General features: G+C 71.1%; 19 protein-coding genes and 1 riboswitch. Of the genes, 8 read left to right on the forward strand and 11 right to left on the reverse strand.

Annotated features, from left to right (window positions below; translation table 11 throughout):
* Nucleotides 1-37 precede the first annotated feature (37 nt).
* Nucleotides 38-472, forward strand: coding sequence for a hypothetical protein (locus OG625_RS17180; protein ID WP_329381403.1), 435 nt, complete (start codon nt 38-40; stop codon nt 470-472).
* Here OG625_RS17180 and OG625_RS17185 read toward each other — a convergent pair.
* The 5 genes from OG625_RS17185 to thrC all read right to left on the reverse strand — a co-directional run bounded on the left by OG625_RS17185 (nt 469) and on the right by thrC (nt 5,516).
* Complete coding sequence (locus OG625_RS17185) at nt 469-1,077, reverse strand: phosphoribosylanthranilate isomerase (protein WP_329381406.1); 609 nt, start codon at nt 1,075-1,077, stop codon at nt 469-471. The two genes, OG625_RS17180 and OG625_RS17185, sit on opposite strands and share 4 nt — an antisense overlap.
* A gap of 256 nt (nt 1,078-1,333) precedes the next feature.
* A complete protein-coding gene (gene groL / locus OG625_RS17190) occupies nt 1,334-2,956 on the reverse strand; it encodes a chaperonin GroEL (RefSeq protein ID WP_329381410.1) in 1,623 nt (540 codons plus the stop codon).
* A gap of 343 nt (nt 2,957-3,299) precedes the next feature.
* Entirely contained in the window at nt 3,300-3,506 is a 207-nt protein-coding gene (locus tag OG625_RS17195) for a cold-shock protein (RefSeq protein WP_030009783.1), read from the reverse strand.
* 405 nt (nt 3,507-3,911) lie between these two features.
* Nucleotides 3,912-4,190, reverse strand: a complete 279-nt coding sequence (locus tag OG625_RS17200; protein WP_329381412.1) for a MoaD/ThiS family protein — start codon at nt 4,188-4,190, stop codon at nt 3,912-3,914.
* A 36-nt stretch (nt 4,191-4,226) separates the two neighbouring features.
* Nucleotides 4,227-5,516 carry a threonine synthase gene (gene thrC, locus OG625_RS17205; RefSeq protein WP_329381415.1) on the reverse strand — a complete coding sequence of 430 codons (1,290 nt, stop codon included), beginning with the start codon at nt 5,514-5,516 and terminating at the stop codon, nt 4,227-4,229.
* Between the two features lie 17 nt (nt 5,517-5,533).
* A riboswitch (SAM riboswitch) is annotated at nt 5,534-5,693 on the reverse strand.
* Nucleotides 5,694-5,878: 185 nt separating this feature from the next.
* On the opposite strand from thrC, the gene OG625_RS17210 reads away from it, so the two are divergent.
* Nucleotides 5,879-6,856, forward strand: a complete 978-nt coding sequence (locus tag OG625_RS17210) for a glucosyl-3-phosphoglycerate synthase (RefSeq protein ID WP_329381418.1) — start codon at nt 5,879-5,881, stop codon at nt 6,854-6,856.
* Between the two features lie 289 nt (nt 6,857-7,145).
* Nucleotides 7,146-8,603, forward strand: coding sequence for an alpha,alpha-trehalose-phosphate synthase (UDP-forming) (locus OG625_RS17215; protein WP_329381420.1), 1,458 nt, complete (start codon nt 7,146-7,148; stop codon nt 8,601-8,603).
* 209 nt (nt 8,604-8,812) lie between these two features.
* On the opposite strand, the gene otsB is transcribed toward OG625_RS17215, so the two are convergent.
* From otsB to OG625_RS17230, 3 genes are all read right to left on the reverse strand, one after another.
* Nucleotides 8,813-9,661, reverse strand: a complete 849-nt coding sequence (gene otsB / locus OG625_RS17220; RefSeq protein WP_329381423.1) for a trehalose-phosphatase — start codon at nt 9,659-9,661, stop codon at nt 8,813-8,815.
* Nucleotides 9,662-9,712: 51 nt separating this feature from the next.
* The gene (locus OG625_RS17225) at nt 9,713-9,949 is read right to left on the reverse strand and encodes a DUF3263 domain-containing protein (RefSeq protein ID WP_329381425.1); all 237 of its coding nucleotides are present in this window, start codon (nt 9,947-9,949) and stop codon (nt 9,713-9,715) included.
* 93 nt (nt 9,950-10,042) lie between these two features.
* Complete coding sequence (locus OG625_RS17230; RefSeq protein WP_329381429.1) at nt 10,043-11,344, reverse strand: extracellular solute-binding protein; 1,302 nt, start codon at nt 11,342-11,344, stop codon at nt 10,043-10,045.
* Between the two features lie 176 nt (nt 11,345-11,520).
* Between OG625_RS17230 and OG625_RS17235 the strand changes: the two genes are divergently transcribed.
* The 3 genes from OG625_RS17235 to OG625_RS17245 all read left to right on the forward strand — a co-directional run bounded on the left by OG625_RS17235 (nt 11,521) and on the right by OG625_RS17245 (nt 14,641).
* Nucleotides 11,521-12,453 (forward strand): ROK family protein, encoded by a 933-nt coding sequence (locus OG625_RS17235; RefSeq protein ID WP_329390737.1) that lies wholly within the window; start codon nt 11,521-11,523, stop codon nt 12,451-12,453.
* Complete coding sequence (nagA, locus tag OG625_RS17240) at nt 12,453-13,604, forward strand: N-acetylglucosamine-6-phosphate deacetylase (RefSeq protein WP_329381432.1); 1,152 nt, start codon at nt 12,453-12,455, stop codon at nt 13,602-13,604. Before OG625_RS17235 ends, nagA begins: the two co-directional genes overlap by 1 nt.
* Before the next feature lie 113 nt (nt 13,605-13,717).
* On the forward strand, nt 13,718-14,641 hold the full coding sequence (locus OG625_RS17245) for a 1-phosphofructokinase family hexose kinase (protein WP_329381436.1): 924 nt from the start codon (nt 13,718-13,720) through the stop codon (nt 14,639-14,641).
* A gap of 6 nt (nt 14,642-14,647) precedes the next feature.
* Here OG625_RS17245 and OG625_RS17250 read toward each other — a convergent pair whose 3' ends face one another.
* Together OG625_RS17250 and cdgB are read right to left on the reverse strand one after the other, a co-directional pair.
* A complete protein-coding gene (locus tag OG625_RS17250) occupies nt 14,648-15,676 on the reverse strand; it encodes a CBM35 domain-containing protein (protein ID WP_329381438.1) in 1,029 nt (342 codons plus the stop codon).
* A gap of 68 nt (nt 15,677-15,744) precedes the next feature.
* On the reverse strand, nt 15,745-17,469 hold the full coding sequence (cdgB, locus tag OG625_RS17255; RefSeq protein ID WP_329381441.1) for a diguanylate cyclase CdgB: 1,725 nt from the start codon (nt 17,467-17,469) through the stop codon (nt 15,745-15,747).
* A 383-nt stretch (nt 17,470-17,852) separates the two neighbouring features.
* On the opposite strand from cdgB, the gene OG625_RS17260 reads away from it, so the two are divergent.
* Entirely contained in the window at nt 17,853-18,338 is a 486-nt protein-coding gene (locus tag OG625_RS17260) for a flavin reductase family protein (protein WP_443067895.1), read from the forward strand.
* A gap of 13 nt (nt 18,339-18,351) precedes the next feature.
* Here OG625_RS17260 and arfB read toward each other — a convergent pair whose 3' ends face one another.
* The gene (arfB, locus tag OG625_RS17265) at nt 18,352-18,777 is read right to left on the reverse strand and encodes an alternative ribosome rescue aminoacyl-tRNA hydrolase ArfB (RefSeq protein WP_329381446.1); all 426 of its coding nucleotides are present in this window, start codon (nt 18,775-18,777) and stop codon (nt 18,352-18,354) included.
* A 148-nt stretch (nt 18,778-18,925) separates the two neighbouring features.
* Between arfB and OG625_RS17270 the strand changes: the two genes are divergently transcribed.
* Entirely contained in the window at nt 18,926-19,501 is a 576-nt protein-coding gene (locus OG625_RS17270) for a TerD family protein (protein WP_329381449.1), read from the forward strand.
* Nucleotides 19,502-19,518 lie beyond the last annotated feature (17 nt).

A 19,518-nucleotide genomic window follows, 5' to 3' on the forward strand; every position in this document is an offset into this window, starting at 1 on the left:
GCTGTCCGTTGCATCCCGAAAGGACCGTATCCGCATCATGTTCTCGCGCACCCTGAAGTCCTCCGTCATGGCCGTCGCCGCGGCCGCCACCGTCCTGGTCGGCGCCACCACCTCCGCCGCCGCCGGCGGCGTCCCCTGGAAGGTGGACCACGGCACGGCCACCGCCGAGGGGACCCGTTGGCTCGAAAAGGGCGAAGGCGTCCTCTACAGCAACCTGGTCATCAAGGGGGAACTGAAGAACACCGGAAGCGACTGCTATTCGGTGTGGTTCCAGTTCAACTACGACATGGCGCCCGGCCCGGGCCGCAAGCACGCCACCCAGTGCGGCCCCGGCACGGTGGAGGTCAACTTCACGACCATGTACCGGCCCCTCACGACGGGTTCGGTCTACATCTGCAAGGACGAGCCGGGCAAGGGCTGCGGCCAGTCGAGGACGATCACCAGCTGGCCCATCCAGAAGCCGGCCGGCTAACCGCGCACGGCCTCGACGAAGGCCCGGATCAGCTCCGGGGACTTCACCCCGCGCTCCCGCTCCACCCCGCTGGACACGTCCACGCCCCACGCACCGGTGACCTCGATCGCCTCCCGCACGTTCGCGGGGGTCAGGCCGCCGGCCAGCAGCCACCGCCCCTCGGGCGCGGTGAAGTCCCCCGACCCCCAGTTCCAGGGCTTCCCGGAGCCGGGGTCGGGGGCGTCGAGCAGCAGCAGGTCCTCGCCGTACTCACCGCACCGCTTCACGTGCTCGGCGGTGGCGCGCAGCAGGGTGCGGCCCTCGGCGCGCAGCGCCGCGAAGTCCTCGGGTCCCTCCTCGCCGTGCAGCTGCACGCCCCGCACGCCACTCTCCTCGGTGAAGCGGCGCACGTCCTCGACCGACTGCCGGCGGAACACCCCGACGGTCAGCACCCCGTCCGGCACCAGAGCGGCGAGCGCGCGCGCCGTGGCCGCGTCGACCGTACGAGGACTCCCGGGCGCGAAGACGAAGCCCACGGCATCGGCCCCGGCCGCCACGGCCACCTCGACGTCCTGGGCGGTCCGCAGCCCGCAGATCTTGATGAACACGTCGCTCACGTCAGTCATGCCAGAAGTCAACCATCCGAGCCCTCCCCGGCGGGTACGTCCCCCGGAGGGGGCAGTGATGGAAGACCGGGTCAGGCAGGGGCGTCAACGGCCAGTCCCGCTTCGCGGGCGGCGTCCAAGCGCTTCGATGCCGTGTCCACCCTGCCCCTGCTGCGCGGCCGTCCGAAACGCCCGAGGGCGGCACCCCCAGTGGGGGTGCCGCCCTCGGAACGTGGAGCGAACAGCCGATCAACCAAGGCCGGAGGCCTGCGGTCGATCAGAAGTCCATGTCGCCGCCCGGCATGCCGCCGCCGGCAGCGGCGCCGGCCTTCTCGGGCTTGTCGGCGATGACGGCCTCGGTGGTGAGGAAGAGGGCCGCGATGGACGCCGCGTTCTGCAGGGCAGAGCGGGTGACCTTCGCCGGGTCGATGATGCCCTCGGCGATCATGTCGACGTACTCGCCGGTCGCGGCGTTCAGGCCGTGACCGATCGGAAGGTTGCGCACCTTCTCGACGACGACGCCGCCCTCGAGACCACCGTTGACGGCGATCTGCTTCAGCGGGGCCTCCAGCGCGAGCTTCACGGCGTTGGCGCCGGTCGCCTCGTCACCCTCGAGCTCCAGCTTCTCGAAGACCGCGGAAGCCTGCAGCAGGGCCACGCCGCCACCGGCGACGATGCCCTCTTCGACGGCCGCCTTCGCGTTGCGAACGGCGTCCTCGATGCGGTGCTTGCGCTCCTTGAGCTCGACCTCGGTCGCGGCGCCGGCCTTGATGACGGCCACGCCGCCGGCCAGCTTCGCGAGGCGCTCCTGGAGCTTCTCGCGGTCGTAGTCCGAGTCGGAGTTCTCGATCTCGGCGCGGATCTGGTTCACGCGACCGGCAACCTGGTCGCTGTCACCGGAGCCGTCGACGATGGTGGTCTCGTCCTTGGTGATGACGACCTTGCGGGCGCGGCCCAGCAGGTCCAGGCCCGCGTTCTCGAGCTTGAGGCCGACCTCCTCGGAGATGACCGTGCCGCCCGTGAGGATGGCGATGTCACCGAGCATGGCCTTGCGGCGGTCGCCGAAGCCCGGGGCCTTGACGGCGACGGACTTGAAGGTGCCACGGATCTTGTTGACGACCAGGGTCGACAGGGCCTCGCCCTCGACGTCCTCGGCGATGATCAGCAGCGGCTTGCCGGACTGCATGACCTTCTCCAGGAGCGGCAGCAGGTCCTTGACCGAGCCGATCTTGGAGTTGACGATCAGGATGTACGGGTCGTCGAGGGACGACTCCATGCGCTCCATGTCGGTGGCGAAGTACGCCGAGATGTAGCCCTTGTCGAAGCGCATGCCCTCGGTGAGCTCAAGCTCGAGACCGAAGGTCTGCGACTCCTCGACGGTGATGACGCCTTCCTTGCCGACCTTGTCCATGGCCTCGGCGATGAGCTCGCCGATCTGGGTGTCGGCGGCGGAGATGGAGGCCGTCGAAGCGATCTGCTCCTTGGTCTCGACATCCTTGGCCTGGGCGAGCAGGGCGGCGGAGACGGCCTCGACGGCCTTCTCGATACCACGCTTGAGGGCCATCGGGTTGGCACCGGCGGCCACGTTGCGCAGGCCCTCGCGGACGAGCGCCTGGGCGAGCACGGTGGCGGTGGTCGTACCGTCGCCGGCGACGTCGTCCGTCTTCTTGGCGACTTCCTTGACCAGCTCGGCGCCGATCTTCTCGTACGGGTCCTCGAGCTCGATCTCCTTGGCGATGGAGACACCATCGTTGGTGATCGTGGGGGCGCCCCACTTCTTCTCAAGGACGACGTTGCGACCCTTGGGGCCAAGGGTGACCTTGACGGCGTCGGCGAGCTGGTTCATCCCACGCTCGAGGCCGCGGCGGGCCTCCTCGTCGAACGCAATGATCTTGGCCATCTGAAGTGGTCCTCCCGGACAGCGGTGGATTGCTCCTGGACCGCGCCCGCGCCCGCGACGGACGGCCTGCGTGCCCGGCGGTTCCTTCCCGCCGGACCCTGCGGGCCTCACCGACCCGGTCCTCGTTCAGTAGCACTCTCAACCCGAGAGTGCTAACGCCAATGATTAGCACTCGACCCCCACGAGTGCAAGCGGCTTGGGGCAACACCCATGCGGATGCCCGGGAACGCACGAGGGGCCCGCATCCCGTGTCCGGGATGTGGGCCCCTCGTATGTATGCGCGTACGCGGGTGCGCGCGTACGTGTCGCGTAGCGTCCGGTCGGTGGTCGATCGCTCCGGGACTCAGCCGAGTGCGAGCTTGACCATGTCCGCCTGCGGACCCTTCTGGCCCTGCGAGATCTCGAACTCGACCCGCTGACCCTCTTCAAGGGTGCGGTACCCGTCCATCTGGATGGCGCTGTAGTGGACGAACACATCCGCACCACCGTCGACCGCGATGAAGCCGTAGCCCTTCTCCGCGTTGAACCACTTGACGGTGCCCTGAGCCATGCCTAACTCCCCTATTACTGGCCCTTGCGCAGGAACGCACTTCGCGCTCCCGGGTCAGAACTTGCGCCGGAACGCGTCGACCGAGGCTGAATGTATCCGCGCCTGTGCTGTCTGCAACAGGTCAATCCGACGAGAATTCTGGACAGCCAGATACATTGAAATGAAGTGAAAATTTGGCATATTCCAGGGCAAGTCGGGCCTGACATGTCTCGCCAAAGCCCCATACCGCACTTGCACATTGACCCGATGTCGACCCTCACGCGACCCGTTCATATGCGGCGGGCAAGAACAGCGGAGGGGACTTCCCCAACTCTACCGCGCCCAATCAAGCAGAATTGCCCCCTCCGCTTTTAGCGGAGGGGGCAATTCTGTTTACGTGAGGCGTTCCGCGGTGTCGCGGAGGGGTCAGCAGCCGCCGGCGACGGCGGGGATGATCGAGACGCCCGCGCCGTCCGGCGTCACCGCGTCCAGGCCGCCCTCGAAGCGCACGTCGTCGTCGTTCACGTACACGTTCACGAAGCGACGGAGCTTGCCCTGGTCGTCCAGGACGCGCGCGGCGATGCCGGGGTGGTTCTGCTCCAGCGACTGGATGACCTCGGCCAGGGTCGCGCCCTCGGCCTTCACCTCGGCGGCGCCGCCGGTGTAGGTGCGCAGGATGGTGGGGATGCGGACGTTGACGCTCATGGCGCTACTGCCTTTCCGGGTGCAGGGGGGTGATGGTCAGGCCAGGCCGGCGGCGCGGAACGCGTCCAGGCTCGGGCGGATGGTGGCGGTCTGGCCGCTGTCCGCGGCCACCGCCTCCAGGGTCTTGAGGCCGTCACCGGTGTTGAGGATCACGGTGGTCAGCGTCGGGTCGAGCTGCCCGTTCTCGATGAGCTTCTTCGTGACGCCGACGGTCACGCCGCCCGCGGTCTCGGCGAAGATGCCCTCGGTCTGCGCGAGGATCTTGATGGCCTCGACGACCTGCTCGTCGTTGACGTCCTCGACGAAACCGCCGGTGCGGCGGGCGATGTCGAGCACGTACGGGCCGTCCGCCGGGTTGCCGATCGCCAGGGACTTGGCGATGGTGTTCGGCTTCTGCGGGCGGACCACGTCGTGGCCGGCCTTGAAGGCGGTGGACACCGGGGAACAGCCCTCGGCCTGGGCGCCGAAGATCTTGTACGGCTTGTCCTCGACGAGGCCGAGCTTGACCAGCTCCTGCAGACCCTTGTCGATCTTCGTCAGCTGGGAGCCGGACGCGATCGGGATGACGATCTGGTCGGGCAGCTGCCAGCCGAGCTGCTCGCAGATCTCGTACGCCAGGGTCTTGGAGCCCTCGCCGTAGTACGGGCGCAGGTTGACGTTGACGAAGCCCCAGCCCTCGCCCAGCGGGTCGCCGATGAGCTCGGAGCAGAAGCGGTTGACGTCGTCGTAGTTGCCCTCGATGCCGACCAGGTCGCCACCGTAGACACCGGCCATGACGACCTTGCCCTGCTCCAGGTCGTGCGGGATGAACACGCAGGACCGGAAACCGGCGCGGGCGGCCGCGGCGCCGACGGCGCCGGCCAGGTTGCCGGTGGAGGAGCAGGAGAGGGTGGTGAAGCCGAACGCGCGGGCGGCCTCGACGGCGATGGCCACGACGCGGTCCTTGAAGGAGTGCGTCGGGTTGCCGGAGTCGTCCTTGACGTAGAGCTTGCCGGTGACGCCGAGCTCCTTGGCCAGGTTGGCCGCGTCCACGAGCTTGGTGAAGCCGGGGTTCAGGCTGGGCTTGCCGGCCACGTCCGCGGGGACGGGCAGCAGCGGCGCGTAGCGCCAGATGTTGTTGGGGCCGGCCTCGATCGCTGCGCGCAGGGCTTCGGGGTCACCGGTGGGGAGGTCGTAGGCGACTTCCAGCGGTCCGAAACACTCGACGCACGCGAAGATGGGGCCGAGCTCGAAGCGGGTACCGCACTCGCGGCACGAGAGGCCGGTGGCAGGTCCGAGGTCGACAGAATCAAGGTTGGCAGAGGTGGCGACAGTCTGTGCAGCCATGATGGCGAGGCCCTTTCTCCTCATCTTCCCCATGGCGCACTTCGCCATGAGACGGAATTGGCACCTTCCCTAGCCGGGGACCTCGCGGGGGTGCGTCGCCAAGACGCATCGCGAGAACCGACTGGAGGGTTGCCGGGGCTTCAACGGGCCGTGTCCCTCTGCCCCTCTGGATGAGCGGTATGGCACCGGCACACGCGCTCTGTGGCGCGCCGGTGCGTTTGTACGCGGGGACCCCCGGCATGCGGTGGTCCTGCGCGTTGTTCAAGACTGTAACCGAAGGCTTGGGCAGCTGAGACTGCTGTCCGAACCGCGAGATGGATCACATATCGCACCATAACGCCGATACGCAGGGAGTGCTGAGGGTGCTGGAAGAGGTGGAGCGCTGGCTGGCAGACCGCTCCTGGTCAGCCGCCGACCGACCGCTCGACCAGCTGCTCGACCGGAAACGGGCGGCAGGGACCACGGTCAGCGTGGTGCTGCCCGCGCTCGACGAGGAGCCGACGGTCGGGGCGATCGTCGAGGTGATCAGGCGCGACCTGATCGAGGGGCTGCCGGTCCCGCTGGTCGACGAGCTGGTGGTAATCGACTCGGGCTCCAGTGACCGGACGGCCGAGGTCGCGGCGAAGGCCGGCGCCCGGGTGGTGCACCGCGACGAGGTGCTTCCGCGGATCCCGGCGCTGCCCGGCAAGGGCGAGGTGCTGTGGCGTTCGCTGCTGGCGACCACCGGGGACATCGTCTGCTTCGTCGACGCCGACCTGCGGGACTTCTCGGCCACCTTCGTGTCCGGGATCGTCGGCCCGCTGCTGACCGAGCCGGACGTGCAGTTCGTCAAGGCGATGTACGACCGCCCGCTCGGCGCGGAGGCCGGCACGCCCGCGCCCGCCAAGGCCCACGGGCAGGGCGGCCGGGTCACCGAGCTCGTCGCCCGCCCCCTCCTCAACCTGCACTGGCCGCAGCTCGCCGGCTTCGTGCAGCCGCTGGGCGGCGAGTACGCGGTGCGCCGCTCCCTGCTGGAGCGGCTGCCGTTCCCCGTCGGGTACGGCGTCGAGCTGGGCCTGCTGGTGGACGCGCTGCACACGGTCGGACTGGACGCCCTGGCCCAGGTGGACGTGGGCGTGCGCCTGCACCGCCACCAGGACGAGCAGGCGCTGGGCCGGATGGCCGCGGCGATCTACCGCACGGCCCTGGTGCGGCTCTCGCGCGGGCACCTTGTGCGGCCGGAGCTCACGCAGTTCGAGCGCGGGCCGGAGGGCTTCGTACCGCACACGTACGCGGTGGACACCGAGGAGCGGCCGCCGATGCTCGGCGTCAAGGAGTACGCGTTGCGTCGCGTGGCGTAGCCGCGAAACCCGCCCCGATCGGTCTAATTTCCCGCACGGGCGACGGGCCGGTGCGGGCGAGCGCGACGGCGTACGAGGGCGACCGGAACACCAAGGGCGACCAGTTCCGGGTGGGCGGCACGAACATCCCGAACCCGGCGGGCAGCCACGGACGGACGGGCAGCGCATGTGGCTGCTGGCCTCCGCCGCCGCGGCGCTGACGGTCATGGGCGCAGTGGTCTTCGTCTCGGTCCGCCGTACGCGCGGGCACTGACGTTTGGGGAGACGCGGACCGGGCTAGGTTCGCCGCATGGCTTCTCAGGTACTCGTCGCAGCGAACCGCGGTCCGCTCTCCTACGCCCTCGCCGCCGACGGCACGCTCAGTGCCCGGCGCGGCGGGGGCGGTCTCGTCTCCGGCCTCTCCGCGGCCCTCGCGGAGCAGCCGGAGGCGCTGTGGATCTGCGCGGCCCTGTCGGAGGCGGACCGGGAGGCGGTCCGGCGGGGGGTCTCGGAGCCTGGGGTCCGGATGCTGGACATCGATCCCACCATGTACGACGACGCGTACAACGGCATCGCGAACTCGGTGCTGTGGTTCACCCACCACCACCTGTACGAGATCCCGCGCGAGCCGGTCTTCGACGCCGAGTTCAGGCGGCGGTGGGCCTCGTACGTGGAGTACAACCGCGCCTTCGCGGAAGCCCTGGCCGAAGAGGCCGCGGAGGGCGCGTGCGTCCTGGTGCAGGACTACCACCTGGCGCTGGTCCCCGGGCAGCTGCGCGAGCTGCGCCCGGACCTGCGCATCGGGCACTTCACGCACACGCCGTGGGCGTCGTACGAATTCCTGCGCATGCTGCCGGACGACATCCGCTCGGAGCTGGTGTGGGGGATGCTCGGGGCGGACCGGCTGGGCTTCCACACGTGGGCGTGGGCGCACACCTTCATGGGCTGCACCCACCTGGACGACTCCCGGGGCATCGCGCAGCCGAAGATGCCGGCCGGGGTGGAGCCGAAGCAGTCCCGCTACATCCAGAAGTCCCCGTGGAGCCCGGTACGGCACAAGCGGACGGACGTGTCGGTCTACCCCCTGGGCGTGGACGCGGACGAGCTGCGGGCACTGGCCCACCGGCCGGAGGTCGACGACAAGCTGGCGCAGCTGCGCGCGGAGGTCGGCGACCTCAAGACCATCGTCCGGGTGGACCGCACCGAGCTGTCGAAGAACATCCTGCGGGGCCTGCTGGCCTACCGGGAGCTCCTCACCGTCCACCCCGAGTGGCGGGGGCGGGTGGTGCACCTGGCCTCCGCGTACCCGTCGCGGCAGGACCTGGAGGTGTACCGCGCGTACACGGCGTCGGTGGCGGAGCTGGCGGCCGACATCAACGCGGAGTTCGGCACGGCCGATTGGCAGCCGGTGCTGGTGTCGGTGAAGGACGACTTCGCGCGCTCGCTGGCGGCGTACCGGCTGGCGGACGTGGCGCTGGTGAATCCGGTGCGGGACGGGATGAACCTGGTCGCGAAGGAGATCCCGGTGGTGTCGGAGGCGGGGTGCGTGCTGGTGCTGTCTTCCGGTGCGGGGGCGTACCAGGAGCTGCGGGCGGATGCGCTGACGGTGAACCCGTACGACGTCACGGAGACGGCGGAGGCGTTGCACGCGGCCCTCTCCATGCCGGACGCGGAGCGCGCGGACCGCACGAAGCGCCTGGCCGCTGCCGCCACTGCGCTGCCGCCGGCCGCCTGGTTCGCCGCCCAACTGTCCGACCTCCGCGACTAGCCTGCGGCGCGGCTCGGCTCCCTGGGGCTCCGCCCCGTACCCCGCGCCTCAAACGCCGGAGGGGCTGGATTTGCCTGCTGCTGTCCGCCTGGCGCGGGGTCTGGGGCGGAGCCCCAGCAGCGGCGCCGCACCCTCGGGGTCCGGGGCGGAGTCCCGGGGAACGGTGGAAGGGCGGGTAGGGGACGGCTCCGCGCAGCGGGGCCGGCCCCTCAGCCGCGCAGCGCAGTGGCCAGGTCGGCCAGGAAGGCCGTGACCGCCCCCGGTCCGGGGAGGACCAGGTCCGCGCGGGAGGCCAGCTCCGGGACCTCCGCGGAGCCACTGGCCACCAGCAGCCCCGGCAGACCCTCCGCACGCCGCTTCTCCACCGCCGAGTACGCCGCCAGGTCCCCCAGGTCGTCCCCCGCGTACAGCACGGCCTCCGCGGACCGCTCCGTGAGGAACTCCGTCAGGGCGACGCCCTTGTCCATGCCCGGGGGCCGCAGTTCCAGGACCGCCCGCCCCGGCTCGACCATCAGCCCGTGCCGCGCCGCCAGCTCGGCCAGCGGCTCCCGCAGCGCCGCGAAGGCCGCCGCCGGGTTCTCCGCCCGCCGGGTGTGCACGGCCAGCGCCCGGCCCTTCTCCTCGATCCAGGTGCCCCGCCAGGCCCCGATGGAGTCGAGGAAGCCCGGCAGCTCGGCCCGTACCGCCGAAACCCCCGGGTGCTCGGCGGGGGCGTGGACGATCCCCGAGACGGCGTCCCACCGCTCGGCCCCGTAGTGGCCGAGGACGACGAGGTGCTCCAGCCCGGGGACCCCCGCGAAGCCCCCGTAGCGGACCGCGACCCCCGCCGGGCGGCCGGTGATGACGGCGACCGAGTCGACTTCGGGGGCGAGTGCGGAGAGGGCCGGGACGGCCCCGGGGTGGGCCCGGGCCTGGTCCGGGTCCGGGACGATGTCGGCGAGGGTGCCGTCGAAGTCGAGGGCGACCACGGAGCGGCGCGGTGCGCGGAGGAGGGCTTCGAGTCCCTCGCGTCCGGCTGCGGTGACGGGCATCGGCAGGTGGTGCGGATGGCTCCCCATACGGACGACCCTAACGGCCCAGCCGGGCGACGGCTACGGCGCGCGCATCCGTTACCGCCGGGCCCGCTGGGCTTCACGGATGCGCCGCAGCCGGTTCACCGTGCCCGGGGCGTGGGCGAGTGCGCGCGGGTCGTCCATGAGGGCGTTGAGCAGCTGGTAGTAGCGGACGGGGGTCATCCCCAGCCCTTCCCGTATGGCCCGCTCCTTGACCCCGGGCCCGGGCCAGGTGCGTGCCTCGTACGCGAGCACCGCGGCCTCGGTGGCCGTCAACTGCCCCTCGTCCGTCATACCGCCAGATTAACGCCGCCCACCGACACCCGCCGTCGGCACCGCCCTCGACGCCGTCCTCGGCCCCGCCCTCGGCCGCCCTCGGCGCCGGGGTCACTTCGCGTCGGCCGCCCTCGCCTCCGTGGCGATCTCCCCCAGCACCTTCGCCGGCTGCCCGCCCGGCTGCACGGTGGTGCCGATCTTCTGCTTGATGTCCTCGCTGACGCCCGCCCAGGACTTCTTGCCGACGGGGTACAGCTTGGCGTTCGGCAGTGCGGTCAGGAAGGTCTTCAGCTGCGCCGCGGAGCCCCCCGTGTCGGCCTCCATGGCCCGGTAGCCGCTCGTGGTGGCCGGCAGCAGGTCGTAGGTGCCGGTGAAGGCCGTCACGTTCTGCGGCTCGTACAGGTAGTCCAGGAACTTCCCGGATTCGTCGCGGTGCCCGTTCTTGAAGGCCATGACCCAGTCGGCGACGCCCATCGCCGAGGGGGCGGATCCGTCGGCCGTCGGCAGGGCGACCATGCCGAACTTCACGCCCTTGGCGGCGGCCTGCTTCAGCAGCGTCGGGTGACCGTTGAGCATGCCGACCTCGCCGCGCGTGAAGGCCTCGAAGGCGGCCTGCCGGTCGAGCTTGGCCGGTTCGACGGAGCCGGTGAGGCCCTGGCCGACCATCTTGTCGCGGAGGAACTCCAGGGTCTTGACGTTCTTCTCGGAGTCGATGGCGTAGCCCTCTTCGTTGTCGGTGTAGCCGCCACCGCCCGCGAGGGTCCACATCATCGTCTCGGCCTGCGCCTCCTCGCGGCCCAGTGGCACCGCGAAGGGGGTGGGGACGCCCGCGCCCTTGAGCTTCTTGGCCGCGGCCTCCAGGTCGGCCCAGCTCTTCGGCTGCCAGCCGGCCTTGGCGTCCTTCCCGATGACACCGGCGTCCGTCAGCAGCTTCTCGTTGTAGAAGAGCAGCCGGGTGCTGGCGACGAAGGGCAGCCCGTACTGGACGCGCTTGACCTTGCCCGCGTCCGCGAGGGGTTCGAGGAAGTCGGCCTCGGTCCGCACGGAGAGCAGTTCCTCGGCCGAGTACAGCTTTCCGGCGGCCGCGTAGTCGGCGTAGGCGCCGATCTGGGCGATGTCGGGGGCGTTGCCGGCCTTGACCATGGCGGCGACCTTGGCGTCGACCTCCGACCAGGAGTAGACGCTGACCTCGACGTTCACGCCCGGGTTGGCCTTCTCGAAGCCGTCGGCGAGGCCCTTCCAGTAGGCCGTCGAGGAGTTCTGCGGATTGTCCCCGTAGTCGGCCGCCACGACTCGGAGGGTCACCTCGTTGTCCTTGGCGAGTCCCTCGACGGCTCCGCAGCCGGTCAGCGTCACAGCGGTCAGGCAGAGCGCGGCGCCGGACGCGGCGAGGCTCGGATAGCGGCCCTTCACAGTTCTCGATCCACCCCTTGTCGTACGTACGATCCACGTAAGGTCTACACCACTTCGACGGCTCGTCCGCACCCGGCCCCCGACCTTGGTCCCGAATTTGTATGGCCACTCAACAATCCCCCTCACTGGACTAGACCTTTCCCCGCCGAGCACGCGAGACTGTCCCTGTGAAACCCGTGAAACACGTCATCGCCCTCGATGTGGGCGGCACCGGGATGAAGGCCGCCCTGGTAGCCGCCGACGGCACCCTGCTCCACGAGGCCCGCCGCGCCACCGGCCGCGAGCGGGGTCCCGAAGCCGTCGTCGAGACGATCCAGGACTTCGCCGCCGAGCTCCTCGACACCGGCAGGGAGCGCTTCGGCGAGCCCGCCTCGGCCGCCGGCGTCGCCGTGCCCGGCATCGTCGACGCCGAGAACGGGATCGCCGTCTACGCGGCGAACCTCGGCTGGCGCGACGTCCCCATGCGCGAGCTCCTCGGCAGTCGCCTCGGCGGGATCCCCGTCGCCCTCGGCCACGACGTCCGCACGGGCGGACTCGCCGAGGGCCGCATCGGCGCAGGCCGGGGCGCCGACCGCTTCCTCTTCGTACCGCTCGGCACCGGCATCGCCGGAGCCATCGGCATCGCCGGCCGCATCGAGGCCGGCGCCCACGGCTACGCGGGCGAGATCGGCCACATCGTGGTACGCCCCGGCGGCCCCGCCTGCGGCTGCGGCCAGCACGGCTGCCTGGAGACCCTCGCCTCCGCCTCCGCCGTCAGCCGCGCCTGGTCCGCCGCCTCCGGCGACCCCGAGGCCGACGCCGCCGACTGCGCCAAGGCCGTCGAGTCCGGCGACCCGCGCGCCCGGGAGGTCTGGCACGCCGCCGTCGGCGCCCTCGCCGACGGACTGGTCACCGCGATCACCCTGCTGGACCCGCGCACGCTGATCATCGGTGGCGGGCTCGCCGAGGCCGGGGAAACCTTGTTCACACCACTACGGACGGCCGTGGAGGAGCGCGTGACGTTCCAGCGGCTGCCCCACATCGTGCCGGCGGCCCTCGGGGACACCGCCGGATGCCTGGGCGCAGGGCTGCTCGCCTGGGACCTACTCGCCACGGAGGTACCTGCCTGATGTCCGGAAGCGCACACAGCACCGTTCTTTCCGGCGCCAGGGTGGTGCTGCCCACCGGGATCGTGGCGGGCGGCCGCGTCATCGTCGAGGGCGAGCGGATCGCCGGCAGCGCCCCCGAGGGCGCGCAGGTCGTCGACCTGTCGGGGCACTGGGTCGTCCCCGGCTTCGTGGACGTGCACAACCACGGCGGCGGCGGCGCCTCCTTCACCTCCGGCACCGCCGAGGAGGTCCTCAAGGGCGTACGGACCCACCGCGAGCACGGCACCACCACCCTGGTCGCCTCCACCGTCACCGGGGAACTGGACGAGCTGGCCCGGCGCGCGGGGCTGCTGGCCGAACTCACGCAGCAGGGCGAGATCGCGGGCATCCACTTCGAGGGGCCGTTCATCAACGCCTGCCGCAAGGGCGCGCACAAGGAGGAGCTGCTGCGCGACCCCGACCCGGCCGAGGTCCGCAAGCTGGTCGACGCCGCGCACGGCACCGCGCGCATGTTCACCCTCGCCACCGAACTGCCGGGCGGCCTGGACTCCGTACGGCTGCTGGCCGAGCACGGGGTCATCGCCGCGATCGGCCACACGGACTCCACGTACGAGCAGACCCGCCAGGCCATCGACGCGGGCGCGACCGTCGCCACGCACCTGTACAACGCGATGCCCGGCATGGAGCACCGCGCCCCGGGCCCGATCGCCGCGCTGCTGGAGGACGAGCGGGTCACCATCGAGCTGATCAACGACGGCGTGCACCTGCACCCGGCCATGCTGGAGCTGGCCTTCCACCACGCGGGCGCGCACCGGGTGGCGCTGATCACCGACGCGATGGACGCGGCCGGCTTCGGCGACGGGACCTACCACCTGGGTCCGCTGGAGGTCGAGGTCAAGGAGGGCGTGGCCCGGCTCGTCGAGGGCGGCTCCATCGCCGGCTCGACGCTGACCCTGGACACCGCGTTCAAGCGCTCGGTCACCCTCGACAAGCTGCCGGTGGAGTCCGTGGTGCAGGCGATCTCCGCCAACCCGGCCAAGCTGATCGGCCTGTACGACGAGATCGGCTCGCTGGAGCCCGGCAAGTACGCGGACCTCGTCGTCCTGGACGCCGCCTTCGACGTCAAGGGCGTCATGCGGCGCGGCGAATGGATCGTCAGCCCCACTGCCTGAGCGGTGTCCTGACGGCCAAGCGGCTGTACGGAGGAAGGCGGTCGGCCCCGAGAGCTGGGCCGACCGCCTTCCTTTTGGCATGATCCCGGCAGCAACAGACCCGGGGGTGCCCAATGATCCTGACCGTGACGCTCAACACCGCGCTCGATGTCACGTACCGCGTGCCACGGCTGCTCCCGCACGCCTCGCACCGGGTCACGTCCACCACCGAACGCCCCGGCGGCAAGGGGATCAACGTGGCCAGGGTGCTGGCCGCGCTCGGCCACGAGGTGACGGCCACGGGCTTCGCGGGCGGCCCGGTGGGCGCCGTCGTACGGGAGCTGCTGGCGGCCGCGGCCCCCGGGGTGACCGACGCCCTCGTACCCTGCGCGCAGACCACCCGGCGCACCCTGGCCGTGGTCGACGAGGCCTCCGGGGACACGACCCAGTTCAACGAGCCCGGCCCGCTGGTCACCCCGGCGGAGTGGTCGCTGTTCCTGTCCCGGTACCAGGACCTGCTGGCCGGCGCCGAGGCGGTCGCCCTGTGCGGGAGCCTCCCGCCGGGCGTGCCGGTGGGCGCGTACGCGGTGCTCGTGCGCCAGGCCCGCGCGGCCGGGGTGCCGGTGCTGCTGGACACCAGCGGGGAGGCCCTGCGCCGCGGGGTCGCCGCCCGCCCGGAGATCATCAAGCCGAACGCCGCCGAGCTGGCGGAGCTCACCGGCTCCCGCGACCCGCTGCCCGCCACCCACGACGCCCGCCGGCGGGGCGCGCACGCGGTGGTCACCTCGCTGGGCCCGGACGGCCTGCTGGCGGCGACGGCCGGGGGCAGCTGGCAGGCGTCCCCGCCGCGGCCGCTCTCGGGCAACCCCACCGGAGCGGGCGACTCCGCGGTCGCGGGGCTGCTGTCCGCCCTGGTGGAGGGCCTGGACTGGCCGGAGCGCCTGACCCGCGCGGTCGCCCTGTCGGCGGCCACGGTCCTCGCGCCGGTGGCGGGAGAGTTCGACCCCCGCACCTACGAGGAGGTACGGGGGTCGGTGAAGGTCACACGGGCCGACTAGGTCCCGTCAGCCGGCGCTCTTCTCCAGCCACAGCTGGTCGAGGACGACCTCGCACTGGTTGGTGGCCTCGCACGAGATCTTGACCGTGTTCGAGCCCTGCTTGAGCTTCACGATCGAGTACGTGTGGGTCCAGCCCTTGGCCCAGTCGCCCTCGGCGGCCTTGGAGAAGTTCTTCATGTTGATCGGCCGTTCCTGCACCTCGCCGTTGACCGTCAGCGTGGTGTTGCCGTCCTTGCCCGGGACGCCGTAGGTGATCTTCAGCTTGTACGAGCCCGCCTTGGGCACGTCGAGCGTCCACGTCGCCGCGGCGCCGACCGCGTTCAGACCGCCCACGTACTGGCCGCTGCTGCTCTTCGAACCCGGCACGGAGTTCTCCGGCCTCGCGCCACCGCTCAGCACCATGCCGGCGCCGGCCGCCTCGCCCTTCGGCAGCGGGGCCTCCACCGGCGGCTCGGAACTCGGGGGCGGGGACGACGGGTTCTGCGAGGCGGTCGGCTGCTGGTTGCCGGTCGCGTTGTCCTTGCCCTTGTCGTCGTCCTTGCCGAAGACCACGGCCGCGCCGATGCCGATCGCCACCGCGACGACCACCGCGACCGCCGCGATCAGCATGCCCTTGCGGCTGGAGCCGCCACCGTGGCCGCCGTGGCCGCCGGAGTGCGAGATCGTCTGGGTCTGGTGCTGCGGGGGCTGCTGCTGCGGCGGAACGCCGTAGCCGCCCGCCTGGAGCGCCTCCGGGGCCTGGTACTGGGCGGTCTGGGCCTGGTAGGGCGGCTGCTGCGTGGGCACCTGTCCGCGCTGGCCACCGCCGTTCCTGCGCTCGCCGACCGTCCGCACCTGGTGGTGGGAGGTACGGGGAACACCTGGCTGCGCGCCGGAATGACCGCCTGCCGCGGGTCCGGGGTAGCCGTATCCGCCGCCCTGACCGGGCGGGGTGGCACCGGCGGCCTGGCCGTCCTCGTAGAGGTAGCCGAACGGATCGTCGTCCTCGGGCTTGTTCGCCCCACCGTGCGGTCCGTTGTTCGCGGGCGTCGTCATCGCAGGTCACTCCTTTCGACCCCCGGGAGCCTACCCCGAACAGGTGCGCATACGGGCGACAGATCGCCTCAGCCGGCCCTGCGATGCGCCTTGGACCGCGACCTTTTCTCGATGTACATCCGCTGGTCGGCGGAGCGCAGCACCTCGTCCGCGGACATGCCGCAGCTGGCCCAGCCGATGCCGAAACTGGCCCCGACACGGACCGCGCGGCCGTCCACGCGGATCGGCGGGATGATCGCGTTGCGCAGCCGGACCGCGAGGTCGGCGGCGTCCGCCGCGCCCAGTCCGTCCGCGAGGACGACGAATTCGTCACCACCCAGCCGAGCGACGGTGTCACCGTCCCTGACGCCCGTCGTGAGCCGCCGCGCCACCTCGATCAGGACCGCGTCGCCCGTGTGGTGCCCGAACCGGTCGTTGATCGACTTGAAGCCGTCGAGGTCGCAGAAGAGCACCGCGAGCCCCTTGGTCCCGTCGTCGATGTCCGTCGCGGGCGCCACCGTGTGCACGTGGTGGTCGTACGGGCCGTCCGGCGCGACCAGGGCCCCGGGGAACTCGAAGGGGTCGGCCGCGGCGAGGCCGTCGGATCCGTCGGGCCGGAAGTCCGGCCGGAAGTCGGGTTGAAAGCCGTGCTCACCCGCACCACCCGCCTCGCCGTGCACCGCGTGCCCCTCGTAGGCGGCGTCCAGGGCCTCGACCGCGGTGGCCCGTACGGACTGTGGCCGGCGACACAGCCGCGCGCCGAGCCGGGAGCGCAGCTCGGCGCTGTTGGGCAGGCCGGTCAGGGAGTCGTGGCTGGCGCGGTGGGCGAGCTGGAGCTCGTGCCGCTTGCGCTCCTCGATGTCCTCGACGTGGGTGAGCAGGAAGCGGGGCCCGTCGGCGGCGTCGGCCACGACGGAATTGCGGAGCGAGACCCATACGTACGTGCCGTCGCGCCGCCCGAGCCGCAGCTCAGCGCGGCCGCCCTCGGCGGAGGTGCGCAGCAGGGTGCCGATGTCCTCGGGGTGGACCAGGTCGGAGAAGGAGTACCGGCGCAGTACGGACGCGGGCCGGCCGAGCAGCCGGCACAGTGCGTCGTTGGTGCGCAGCAGCCGGCCGTGCTGGTCGCCGCCCATCTCGGCGATGGCCATGCCGCTGGGCGCGTACTCGAAGGCCTGGCGGAACGACTCTTCACTGGCCCGCAGGGCCTGCTGTTCGCGCTCCAGCCGGACCAGGGCGCGCTGCATGTTCGCGCGGAGCCGGGCGTTGCTGATCGCGATCGCGGCCTGGAAGGCGTACATCTGGAGCGCCTCGCGGCCCCAGGCTCCGGGCCGGCGGCCGTTGCGGGGCCGGTCCACCGAGATGACACCGAGGAGTTCCCCGCCGGACGCGTGCATCGGCGCGTACAGCCGGTCCTCGGGGTGCCATTCGTCTTCGAAACGCGGTTCGGGGCCCTCCGTGTGCCACTGGGGGACGTCGTCCTCCATGAGGACCCAGCCCTCGGTGTGCGGGATGAAGCGGAGGCCGTCCCAGTTCTCGCCCATCGTCAGCCGGCGTTCCCAGGAGGCGCGGGATCCTACGCGGCCGGTGATGAGGGCTTCGGCGGAGGGGTCGCCGGCGAAGGCGGCGACGACGAGGTCACCGTCAGGACGTACGAGGTTGACACAGGCGAGTTCGTAGCCGAGGCCCACGACGATGCCGTCCACGACGGTCTGCAGAGTGTCCGCCAGGCTCCTGGCCGTATTGAGCTCGGCCACCACCCGGTGCAGCTGCCGCAGGGTCGCAAGACGGACGTACGGCTCCGACTCGGTCTCCATTGCTCGCTCTCCCCGAGACCTCGACAGCAACTCCAGGTTTGTCATCGGCGTTTCGTTGCGGTGTCCCGTCCACTGAATCACAGTGAGCTGTGCGGCAGGTACACAGGGTCAACAAATCTTGGCCTCTGTGACTCAAGTCACATGAGATGACCAATAGGGCGGACGAGGACCCGACCAACCGGGAGCGCTCCCGGCCGTTCCCGGGAGCAAACATACGCGGCGGCCTAGGTCAAGAGACGGGGGCACGCCTCGGACCGGGGCCGGATGTGGGCACGGGGTGGCGAGATTAGCGTTCGATCGTGACCAAGACGACCCCCGCAACGACCCTTCCCCGAGGCAACCCCCATGCTGAGGGGGTGAGCAACGACGAGTTCCGGGCCGCCATGTCCCGGCTGGCGGCGGGCGTGTGCCTGATCACCGCGCACGAGACCCCCTTGACGGCCGACGGCTCGCGCGGAGAGGACGTCGGCATGACGGCGACCGCCTTCATGTCCGTGTCCCTGGACCCGCCCCTGGTGCTGGTCAGCGTGCGCGAGGGCTCCCGGATGGACGACCTGCTGGCGGAGCAGCCGCTGTGGGCGGTGTCGGTGCTCTCCGACCACCAGCTCCAGGTCGCGGGCCGGTTCGCGATGAAGGGCCGGATCAGCGACCGGCTGCTCTTCGCGGACGTCCCCTACATCCGGGGCGAGGCCTCGGGCGCACCCCTGCTGACGGGTGCGCTGGCCACCCTGGAGTGCCGTACGGAGAACCGCGTCGAGGCCGGCGACCACACCCTGGTCATCGGCCGCGTCCTCACGGCCGCCCTCCCGAAACCGGACTCGGCCCCCCTCACCCACTTCCGCGGCCGCTACCGGCACCTGGACAAGTAGGCCAAGTAGGCGACTACCAGCCCTGCCCGGTCCGCCCGCGCTTGGTCTCGGCCCGCGCCTTCTTCTCCCGCAGCCGCCGCTCGTTGATCCCGCGCGGAATCTTCGTCGCCCGCCGCGCCTTCGGTGGCGGCGCGGTCGCCTCGGCCAGCAGCGAGGCCAGCCGGACCAGCGCCATCTCCCGGTTGCGGAACTGCGAACGGTGCTCGGAGGCCCGTACGGTCACCACCCCGTCGACCAGCCGCGAGGCGAGCCGCTCCAGCGCCCGCTCCTTCCACACCTCGGGCAGCGCCTTCGTCGCGGCGAGGTCGAAGAGGAGCTCCACGCGCGAGTCGGAGGTGTTGACGTGCTGCCCGCCCGGCCCGGAGGAACGCGAGAACCGCCAGGCGAGCTCCCCCTCGGGGAGCGCGACCGAACCGCGGATGACATAAGGACCAGGCATGCCCCCTATGATCCGTGCCCGCCGCCGCTCCGTCATCCGAATTCATCACGGGAACCCGCCAGCCCCCTCGTGACGTTATAGGGGTCAGCGGTAATTTGGCCGCCTGTACGTGATGTGCGTGCATGTCGGATGAGGAAAGGGACATTCCATGGCTGTCAGCCTGTCCAAGGGCGGCAACGTCTCGCTCACCAAGGAGGCCCCCGGCCTCACTGCCGTCACGGTCGGCCTCGGCTGGGACGTCCGTACGACCACCGGCGTCGACTTCGACCTCGACGCCTCGGCCATCGCGGTCAACCCGACCGGCAAGGTCGTCTCCGACGGTCACTTCGTCTTCTTCAACAACAAGTCCACCCCGGACCAGACCATCGTCCACACCGGTGACAACCGCACCGGCGAGGGCTCGGGCGACGACGAGGCGATCAACGTCAACCTCGCCGGCCTCCCGGCCGACGTGGACAAGATCGTCTTCCCGGTGTCCATCTACGACGCCGAGACCCGCAGCCAGAACTTCGGCCAGGTCCGCAACGCGTACATCCGCGTCGTGAACCAGGCCGGCGGCGCCGAGATCGCCCGCTACGACCTCTCCGAGGACGCGGCCACCGAGACCGCCATGGTCTTCGGCGAGCTCTACCGCAACGGCGCCGAGTGGAAGTTCCGCGCGGTCGGCCAGGGCTACGCCTCCGGCCTCACCGGCATCGCGTCGGACTTCGGCGTCAACGTCTGAGTCTGATCGCCCGGATC

This window comes from Streptomyces sp. NBC_01351, assembly GCF_036237315.1.
Classification (GTDB): Bacteria; Actinomycetota; Actinomycetes; order Streptomycetales; family Streptomycetaceae; genus Streptomyces.